Annotated in this window: 5 protein-coding genes; 3 read left to right on the top strand and 2 right to left on the bottom strand. The window is 70.8% G+C overall.

The genetic code is table 11. The features are described 5' to 3' along the window. Nucleotides 1–307: 307 nt before the first annotated feature. Both ABMY26_RS01690 and ABMY26_RS01685 read left to right on the top strand, forming a co-directional pair. Nucleotides 308–4,411, top strand: a complete 4,104-nt coding sequence (locus ABMY26_RS01690) for a peptidase domain-containing ABC transporter (RefSeq protein ID WP_372394742.1) — start codon at nt 308–310, stop codon at nt 4,409–4,411. 49 nt (nt 4,412–4,460) lie between these two features. After that, the gene (locus tag ABMY26_RS01685) at nt 4,461–5,807 is read left to right on the top strand and encodes an HlyD family type I secretion periplasmic adaptor subunit (RefSeq protein ID WP_372394741.1); all 1,347 of its coding nucleotides are present in this window, start codon (nt 4,461–4,463) and stop codon (nt 5,805–5,807) included. Nucleotides 5,808–5,917: 110 nt separating this feature from the next. Here the strand turns inward: ABMY26_RS01685 and ABMY26_RS01680 are convergent, their stop codons facing one another. Beyond that, nucleotides 5,918–6,166: a hypothetical protein gene (locus ABMY26_RS01680; RefSeq protein WP_372394740.1), complete on the bottom strand. Its 249-nt coding sequence runs from the start codon at nt 6,164–6,166 to the stop codon at nt 5,918–5,920. 364 nt (nt 6,167–6,530) lie between these two features. Between ABMY26_RS01680 and ABMY26_RS01675 the strand changes: the two genes are divergently transcribed. Beyond that, the gene (locus tag ABMY26_RS01675; protein WP_372395108.1) at nt 6,531–8,096 is read left to right on the top strand and encodes a hypothetical protein; all 1,566 of its coding nucleotides are present in this window, start codon (nt 6,531–6,533) and stop codon (nt 8,094–8,096) included. A gap of 61 nt (nt 8,097–8,157) precedes the next feature. On the opposite strand, the gene fba is transcribed toward ABMY26_RS01675, so the two are convergent. Next, nucleotides 8,158–9,273 (bottom strand): class II fructose-bisphosphate aldolase, encoded by a 1,116-nt coding sequence (gene fba / locus ABMY26_RS01670; protein WP_372394739.1) that lies wholly within the window; start codon nt 9,271–9,273, stop codon nt 8,158–8,160. Between the last annotated feature and the right edge of the window lie 40 nt (nt 9,274–9,313).

Raw genomic sequence — 9,313 nt, 5'->3', positions numbered from 1 at the left:
ACGCCACGCCACTTGTCACGGCCCTATCTTCTAGCGCTCCTAATTGCTTGTGATAAGAGACATCCTGTGATGATTTTCAACAGGTTGGGTGGAGGAACAATTCACGGGCTAAGGTTCGACATTGCCGGCCAAGCGGCAGAAAAGCATTGATAACGCTTATTTTATTACCAAAAACGCGCCAATCGGAAGGGGTGACATCCCCCTTCGCGATTCGGTCGCCAATTGTTGCTATTCGTCGGTTTACCTATCACTAGCAATTGTGATCTTGATTAAGAGCCCGGTTAACCCTGTGCACAGGTTGGTCGTTTTGCAGTCCGTTCCCCAGTCCGCCTCCCGTACCGTACCGCCTGCCGGCGCTGCCGCCCAGGCCGCGTCCGACCGCGACCGGGCCGCCGAAACCGCTGCACGCCGGCTGCTGTCCGGCATGCTGGGGCCGCGCCGCGACCGCTCGATGCTGATCCTGGCATCCTTCGCGCTGAATGTCTTCGGGCTGGCGCTGCCGGTGACGCTGCTGCATGTCTATGACCGCATCCTGCCCAACGAGTCCTATGGCACCATGCTGCTGCTGGGCATCGGCTGCGGCGCGGCGGCGGTGATGGAGGCGGTGCTGCGGGTCGCGCGCTCGGCGCTGACCACCTGGATGGGGGCGCGGATCGAGCACCAGTCGAGCGCGGCGCTGATCGACCGGCTGATGCACATGCCGCTGAACGCCTTTTCCCAGCAGGGAATCGGCACGCATTTCGAGGTCTACCGCGCCATCAAGACGGTGCGCGAGTTCTATGCCGGCCAGGCGCTGCAATCGGCCATCGACATCCCCTTCGCGGTGCTCTACCTCGGGCTGATCGCGCTGCTGGCCGGCTGGCTGGCGGCGATCCCGCTGGCGGTGCTGGGGCTGTTCCTGGTGGTCGGCACCGTGCTGGGCCGGAAGATGCGCCGGGCGCTGGAGAGCCGCCACACGCTGGAGGAGCGACGGCTGAACTTCATCAGCGAGGTGCTGGGCGGTGTCCACACGGTGAAGGGGCTGGGGGCGGAGGCCGGGCTGCTGCGCCGCCACGAGCGGCTGCAGCAGGGCTGCAGCGAGGAGGATTTCGCCGTCGCCCGGCTGAGCGGCTCCGCCTCGGTCGTCGCCACCACGCTGGCGCAGGCGACCATGATGCTGGTGGTCATCCTCGGCAGCGTGTCGGTGATCGACGGGGCGATGACGACCGGCGTGCTGACCGCCTGCTCGATGCTGGCCGGACGCTGCGTCCAGCCGGTGCAGGCGCTGTTCGACCGCTGGGTGCGCTACCAGTCGGTGTCGCTGGCCCTGCGCCGAATCGGCCATGTCCTGCTGGAGGTCGGGCCGGACGGTGCCGGCGCGACCGCCGGCACCATGGCCGCCGCCTCCGGCGAGGTCGCGGCGCCGCTGGCCGGCGGCTCCATCGAGATGGACAAGGTCGCCTTCGCCTATGGCCGCGGGCCGGAGATCCTGAACGACCTGTCGCTCAGCGTCGGCCCCGGCGAGTTCCTGGGCGTGGTCGCCACCAACTCGACCGGCAAGACCACGCTGCTGCGGCTGATCCTGGGCGTGCTGCGCCCGACCGCGGGCGAGGTGCGGGTGGGCGTGCGCGCCAACGCGGGCGGCGACGCCATGGCCGGCATCGGCGGCGTCGTCTATGTCGGCGAGCATCCCGAGCTGTTCAAAGGCACCATCCTGCAGAACCTGACCCTGTTCGACCCGAGCCGGGCCGATCTGGCGATGGAGGTGTGCCGCCGCTTCGGGCTGGACCGCCGCATCGCCAGCCTGCCGCAGGGCTATGAGACCATCGTCGGCGACGCCTCGCAGGAGGCGCTGCCGCGCGGCGCCCGGCAGATGATCTGTCTCGCCCGCGCGCTGGTCCGCGAGCCGGCGGTGCTGCTGCTGGACGAGCCGAACTCCTCGCTCGACACCGAATCCGACAAGGTGTTCCGCCGCGCGCTGGAGGAGATGCGCGGCAGCGTCACCATCCTGCTGGTGACCAGCCGCCCGTCGCTGCTGACGCTGGCCGACCGGGTGGTGCAGATCGTCGACGGGCGCGCGGTCAGCCGGCCGCTGCAGGGCGCCGACGGCGCCGCAGGGGCCGGGGGGGCGCCGGTGCTGGTCGCGGGCGGCGGCGCGGCGGATCCCGCTCCCAAGCCCGGCGCCAAGGCCGGCGCCGAGCCGATCCGGGCGGCGCATGACGACGGCGACGCCCTGCGCCGCCGGCTGTCGCAGGCCTCGGCGGTCGGCGCCTGCATGATCCCGCTGCTCGACGCGCTGGGCTGGCGCGGCGCCCCGCAGACCCTGGCGGAGGCCCTGCCCCACTTCTCCGAGGTGCAGACGGTCGAGGAGCTGTGCGACGTCCTCCAGCGCCTGCATTTCGACGGGCGCAGCGTCCGCGTCGACCTCGCCCGCCTCGACGCCTCGCTGCTGCCCTGCCTGTTCCGCGGGCGCGACGGCACGGTCCTGACGCTGCTGTCCGTCGAGGACGGCGGCGTCATCGCCTTCGACGGCCGGTCGCACAGCATGGTCACGCTCTATTCCGGCAAGGGCACCGCCTATGTCTTCACCCCGCTGGAGACGGCGGCCGGCGCCGGGACGCAGAACTGGGTCGGCACGGTCGTCCAGGGCTTCCTGCCGCTGCTGTGGGCGGTGCTGGGCCTGAGCGCCGTCATCAACCTGCTGTCGATCGCCGCCCCGCTGTTCACCATGGCGATCTACGACAAGGTGATCGCCACCGGGTCGTTCGACACGCTGGCGACCATCGCGGTCGGGGCGGCGCTGGTGGTGGCGGGCGATTTCGCCCTGCGCCAGATCCGCGGCCGGGCGCTGGCCCATGCCGGCTCGCGCATCGCCCGGACGATCAGCAACGCCACCATCGACCGCATCCTGATGCTGCCGGTCGGCATGAGCGAGCGCGCCGCCATCGGCACCCAGATCGCCCGCGTGAAGGATCTGGAATCGATCCGCGACTTCATCAGCCAGGGGCAGGTCGCGGCGCTGTTCGACGTGCCCTTCGCCCTGTTCTACCTCGGGGTGATGGCGCTGCTGGGCGGGCCGCTGGCGCTGGTGCCGCTGGCCGCCGTGCTGCTGACCGCCGGCATCGGCGCCGCCGTCCACCCGCTGGTGCGCGCCCGCACCGGCTCGACCGCGCGGGCCGACACCGAGCGCCAGGAATTCTTCGTCGAGATGGTCGCCAAGATGCCGGCGCTGCGCGCCATCGGCGGGCTGGCCCATTGGCGCGACCGCTACGACCGGCTGTCGGCCCGCACCGCGCGGTCGGGCCATGCCGCGGCCAACCTGTCGGCGACCCATGCCTCGCTGGCCGGGCTGGTGGTGCCGGTCGCGGGGCTCGCCACCGTCGGCGTCGGCGCGCTCCAGGTCTTCGCCGGGACGATGACACCGGGCGCCCTGATGGCGTCGATGATGCTGCTGTGGCGGGTGATGGTGCCGTTGCAGACCGCGGTGTCGATGCTGCCGCGCATCGAGCAGCTGCGCGCCAACGCCCGCCAGATCAACAGCCTGATGGGCATCCGGCCGGAGCGCGAGCCGCGCTGCGCCACCCTGCAGCCGCGCAAGGTGAAGGGCGAGGTCAGCCTCTCCCGCGTGTCGCTGCGCTACCGCAACGACGCCGACCCGGCGCTGGTCGGCGTGTCCTTCTCGGTCAGGCCGGGGCAGATCGTCGCCATCGTCGGGCCGGACGGCGCCGGCAAGTCGTCGCTGCTGAAGGTGATGCTGGGGCTCTATGCCCCGCAGGCCGGCAATGTGCGGATCGACGGCGTCGACATCCGCCAGATGGACCCGATCGACCTGCGCAAGTCGATCGGCTACGTCCCGCAGGCCAGCACGCTGTTCTACGGCACCGTGGCGCAGAACCTGCGCTTCGCCGACCAGACCGCCGACGATGCCGAGCTGCGCTGGGCGCTGTCGCTGGCCGGCGCGCTGGACGAGGTGGAGGCGCTGCCGCGCGGGCTCGACACCCGCATCGGCGACAACCAGTCGCTGCGCCTGTCGCCCAGCCTGACGCAGAAGATCTGCCTCGCCCGCGCCTATATCCGCCGGCCGCGCATCCTGCTGCTCGACGAGCCGGCCAGCCGGCTGGATTTCGAGGGCGACAAGGCGCTGCAGGCGGCGCTGGCCGCGCTGCGCGGCCACAGCACCATCTTCCTGGTCACCCACCGGCCGAGCCACCTGACGCTGGCCGACACGGTGCTGACCATGGATGCCGGGATGATCGCCCCCGCCGCCCCGGCCGGCGGCCTGCCCGGCCCGCGTCCCGGCGGTCCGGGGGGCGGCCCCGGGGTCGGTCCGGGAGGCGGCGGGAACAGCGTCGCCAACGGCATCGCCGGGGCGCTGCTGGGCGGCGCGGCGCTCCAGCGCCCGTCCGGCATCGCCGCCACTCCCCACCGCTGATGCTTGTCCGCAGCCCCCTCCCCCGTATTTTCCCCGTGTGAACCGCATCATGGCCGCTTCCGACCTCGCCCGCCCCACCGGCAAATCGCTCAGCGCCGACGATGCGACGCTGTCGCTGGTCCGCGCCACCATCATCGTGCTGGTCCTGCTGCTGGTAGCTCTGCTGGCCTGGGCCACGCTGATGCCGGTCAAGGAGGCGGTCGTCACCGCCGGGCAGGTGGTGCCGTCCGGCAACGCACAGGTCGTCCAGCATCTGGAGGGCGGCATCGTCGCGCAGATCCTGGTCAAGGACAGCGACCTGGTGGAGGCCGGCCAGCCGCTGGTCGTCTTCGACCCCAAGCAGGTCCAGGCCGAGCGCGACCAGATGAGCGCAAGGCTGCTGACTCTCGACCTGCGGGCGGAGCGGCTGCGCGCCTTCGCCGCCGGGCGCGAGCCGGACTTCGCCCATGCCGCCTCGGCCGACGCCATCCAGATGGCGGCCCCCATGGCGATGCAGGCCGAGGCGCAGGTCGCCGACCAGCAGCTGATCTACGATACCCAGCGCCAGGCGCGCGACACCGCCATCGCCGTGCTGCGCTCCCAGGTGTCGCAGCGCGAGGCGGAGCTGGCGCTGTACGAAGGCCAGCTCGCCAGCATCAAGGACCAGATCACGCTGATCACCGGCTCGGTCGACATCCGCAACAAGCTGGAATCGATGGGCCTGTCGTCCAAGCTGCAGTCGCTGGAAACCCAGCGCGAGCAGTCGCGCCTGATGGGCGAGCAGCGGCGGATCGAGGGCCAGATCATCGCCACCCAGCAGGCGATCACCGAGGCCGGAAACCGCATCCTCGACCAGTCGGCCAAGCTGTCGCAGGACGCCGTGACCGAGATGGGCACCGTAACCGCCGAGATCGCGCAGCTGCGCGAGGCCCGCGCCAAGCTGGACGACCGCGCCCAGCGGCTGACCGTGCTGTCGCCGGTGCGCGGGCTGGTGCAGGACCTGCGCGTCAACACCGTCGGCGCGGTGGTGCCGGAAGGCGGCGTGCTGATGCAGGTCGTGCCGGTCGACCACGAGATGACGGTGGAGGCCCATGTCACCCCGCGCGACGTCGGCCAGCTCCATGTCGGGCTGGAGGCGACGGTGAAGGTGCTGACCTACGATTTCGCCCGCTACGGCGCCATCCCGGGCACGCTGCTGCGCATCTCCGCCTCGACCTTCCTCGACGAGCAGCACCGCCCCTACTACAAGGCGATCATCGGGCTGAGCCGCAACCATGTCGGCCGCGACGACGTCCGCCAGCCGGTGCTGCCCGGCATGACCACCCAGGTCGAGATGACCACCGGCGAGCGGTCGCTGCTGGAATATCTGCTGAAGCCGATCTACTTCGCGCTGTCCGACAGCTTCAACGAACGGTGACGGGAGCCTTCTTCACGGGGGAGGTGGAGGCCTGCACCGGAACGCAAAAGGCCGCCGGTCCGGGAAGGGACGGGCGGCCAGCGGAAAAGCCGGACGGGAACCTCGTGCGTTCAGAAGGCGCCGAGCGACCGGGCCAGGCCGGAGAACTCCTCGGCCAGCCAGCCTTCGCGGTGGATCAGGTGATCCATCAGCCGCTTGAGCGCCGCTTCGTAGGCCTGGGCGCGTTCGTCATCCGGCAGGCCGGCTGCAGCCAGACGGGCGACGAACTCATCCATGGCCCGTTCGGCCTTGCACGATCCGGATTCGGTCATGGCGGGAAACAACCTGGGTGCGGTGGCGGCGAGTTGCTGGGAGATCATCGGGGCGCCTGTGATGGTGGACGCGTTGCCTGTCCAGATAATGGGCCGGCAGCTTGCAGCTGTGAAGGTACGATTTAGCGTTTAAATGAGTTAAATTTAGTCAGCATTCGACATACATGTGAAGCCCATATTCATGGGGTGGGGCGGAGCCGCGATCAAAGTTACGCTTCGCGGCATGAGCCTGATCGAATCTTGCGCATGACACGGCGTACGGCCGGGCATCCCACCAAGCATCCGGCCGTGGTTTGATTCAGCTCGACAGAATCTGTTACGACATATCAGTAGCAATAATGAATGCCAGTCCGTAAAATTGCGCCTGATTAAGCAGCGCACCCGATCGCCCCATGAACGCCCCGTGAACGCCATGGCCGGCCGCCCCAACCGCAGCACCACCATACAGGGCGCCTCCTTGCAGATCAGCGCGCCCGATCCGGCCGCCGACAGCCTCGACAAGGTCAAGGCGATCCTGGCTCCGCTGGACCGGGCGCAGAAATCCAAGCTGTTCGAGCTGGTGCAGGCCGGCCATCTGGAAGACGACCAGATGACCATCGAGGTCGGGCGGCTGATCGTCGCCATGCTGAACGGCCCGCGCACCGAACATGCCCGCCGCATATGGACCGGCTGGTTCGACCCGGTGATGCTGCGCACCGACGCGCTGATGCTGGCCGAGGCGCGGCCACCCGGCTGCATGCATGTGGTCGATGCCGGCGCCTGGTGGTTCGCCCTGCTGCCGCACCTGCGCGAGCTGGCCGGGCGCGTCCAGGCCGACATCGCCGCGCGGGCAAGCGAACATCCGCTGGACGCCGTGCTCGCCTCCCCCGCCGCGGCGGACTGGGCGGAGGAGCTGCGCGCCGGCTCGCTGGCGGTCCTGCGCCGGCGCGGCGCGGCCGGCCCGCTGCTGGCGACCGCCAACGCCGAGCGGGCGACGCTGCTGCGCAAGCGCGGGCTGGGCAACGGGAGGATGGGCGGGGTGGCGCCGCTGTCGATGGGCGACCTGGCGATGCTGGACGCGATGCTGGAGCATGCCGCCCTGTGGAAGGGCACGGTGCGCCCGCGCGACACCATCGGCATCCTGCACAGCGTCTCCGGGATGATCGGCAGCGGCGGCGAAGCGGACGGCGCCCAGCTCTACGCCCTGTCGCTGGTCAACGCGTCGCGCGATCCCGACCAGGCGCTGGCGCTCTACGGGCTGTTCCCCAACTCGTCGCTGGCCGAGGCGGCGGTCGGCCATGCGCAGTTCGCCTGGCAGGGCCTGCGCCAGAAGCTGGAGGATCTGCATCTCGGCCGCCCCGCCCCGCCGCAGCTGACCGCCGGCGAGACGGCCGAGCGGCTGGCGGAGCGCGCCTTCCGCTGGTACGACGCGCTGCAGGGATTCGGCATCGAACGCGGCGGCCGCAACTGGGCGGCGGTGTCCACCGCGGTCGGGCGCACCACCGGGCTGGTGGAGGGCGAGGTGGTGCCGGTGCTGAGCCACCGGCTGCTGACGCTGAACGCCACCGCCTCGGCGCAGCCGCTGATCGAGCCGGTGCGCTTCATCAACAGCTTCAACCACCGCCTGCGCCGCCGCGGCATCGCAGCGTCCTCCAACCCGTGGCTGCCGGCCATCGGCGAGCATCTGGCCGCGCTGTTCCGGCAGATCGGCGTCTATGGCCGGGACGATGCGCTGCCGGCGATGGCGCGGCTGTGCGAGCTGGCGGAGGAGACCGGCTATCCCATCGAGGTGACGGCCATCGACAAGACCCTGCTCGCCATCGTCGAGAGCGCGCTGCGCGACGGGCGCGAACTGAACGGCGGGGAAAACCGGCTGATCGAGCGCGTGGTCACCGTCGCGACCGAGGAACGGCGCAAATGCCGCTGGTGGGTGTCGGGCGAGCTGGTCAGCCTGCTCGACGCCGCCCAGCAGCGCGGCATCGGCCCGACACCGGCCTGAGGGCGCCGGCCTTAGGGCGCCGGCCTGGGGGCGCCGGCCTGCGCGCCTTGTTGGCGGGCGGTCAGTGGCCCGGCGGCGCGGCCCCGGCCGGGGAGCGCCGCTCCAGCGCGGCGAAGGCGATGACGGCCGACGCGGTGGGGGCGGAGGCGCGGGCGGCCATGCGCTCCAGCGGCAGCGGCGCGATCCGGTCCGCCTGCCCGGCCGAGCCGAACGCCTCGAAGCGCTCGCGGCAGAGGGCGCGGGCCGCCGCGGTCGCCTCGGCCAGGAACTTGCGCGGGTCGAACTCCTCGGGGCGCGTCATCGTCGCGCGGCGCAGGCTGCCGCTCATGGCGAGGCGGATGTCGGTGTCGATGTTGACCTTGCGCACGCCGTTGCGGATGCCCTCGCGGATCTCCTCGACCGGGACGCCATAGGTTTCGCGGATGCTGCCGCCATGGGCGCGGATGATCTCCAGCCACTCCTGCGGCACGGAGGACGAGCCGTGCATCACCAGATGGGTGTCGGGGATGCGGGCATGGATGGCGCGGATGCGGTCGATGGCCAGCACCTCGCCGGTCGGGCGGCGGCTGAACTTGTAGGCGCCGTGGCTGGTGCCGATGGCGATGGCGAGCGCGTCGACGCCGGTCCGCCCGACGAAATCGGCCGCCTGCTCCGGGTCGGTCAGCAGCTGTTCGCGCGACAACGTGCCGGCGGCGCCGGAGCCGTCCTCCTCCCCCGCCCGCCCGGTCTCCAGCGAGCCGAGGCAGCCGAGCTCCCCCTCAACCGACACGCCGACGGCGTGGGCCTGCTCGACCACCTGGCGGGTGATGCGGACATTGTAGTCGTAGCCGGCCGGCGTCTTCATGTCCTCCAGCAGCGAGCCGTCCATCATCACGCTGGTGAAGCCGGAGCGGATCGCCTGCTGGCAGACCGCCGGGCTGGCGCCATGGTCCTGGTGCAGGCAGACGGGGATGTGCGGCCACATCTCCACCGCCGCCTGGACCATGTGGCGCAGGAAGGGCTCGCCGGCATATTTCCGCGCCCCGGCGGAGGCCTGGAGGATCACCGGGCTGGCGCAGTCGTCCGCCGCCTGCATGATCGCCTGGATCTGTTCCATGTTGTTGATGTTGAAGGCCGGCACGCCGTAGCCATGCCCGGCGGCATGGTCGAGGAGCTGTCGCAGGGAGATGAGCGCCATCGCGGGGGACTCCGGGTTCGGGGGCGAGGGGTCGGGAGGG

The sequence above is a fragment of the Azospirillum sp. HJ39 genome, from assembly GCF_041507355.1.
GTDB lineage: Bacteria > Pseudomonadota > Alphaproteobacteria > Azospirillales > Azospirillaceae > Azospirillum > Azospirillum thiophilum.
Note: the sequence above shows the minus strand (reverse complement) of the source record. Positions and strands in the feature narration are given on the sequence as shown.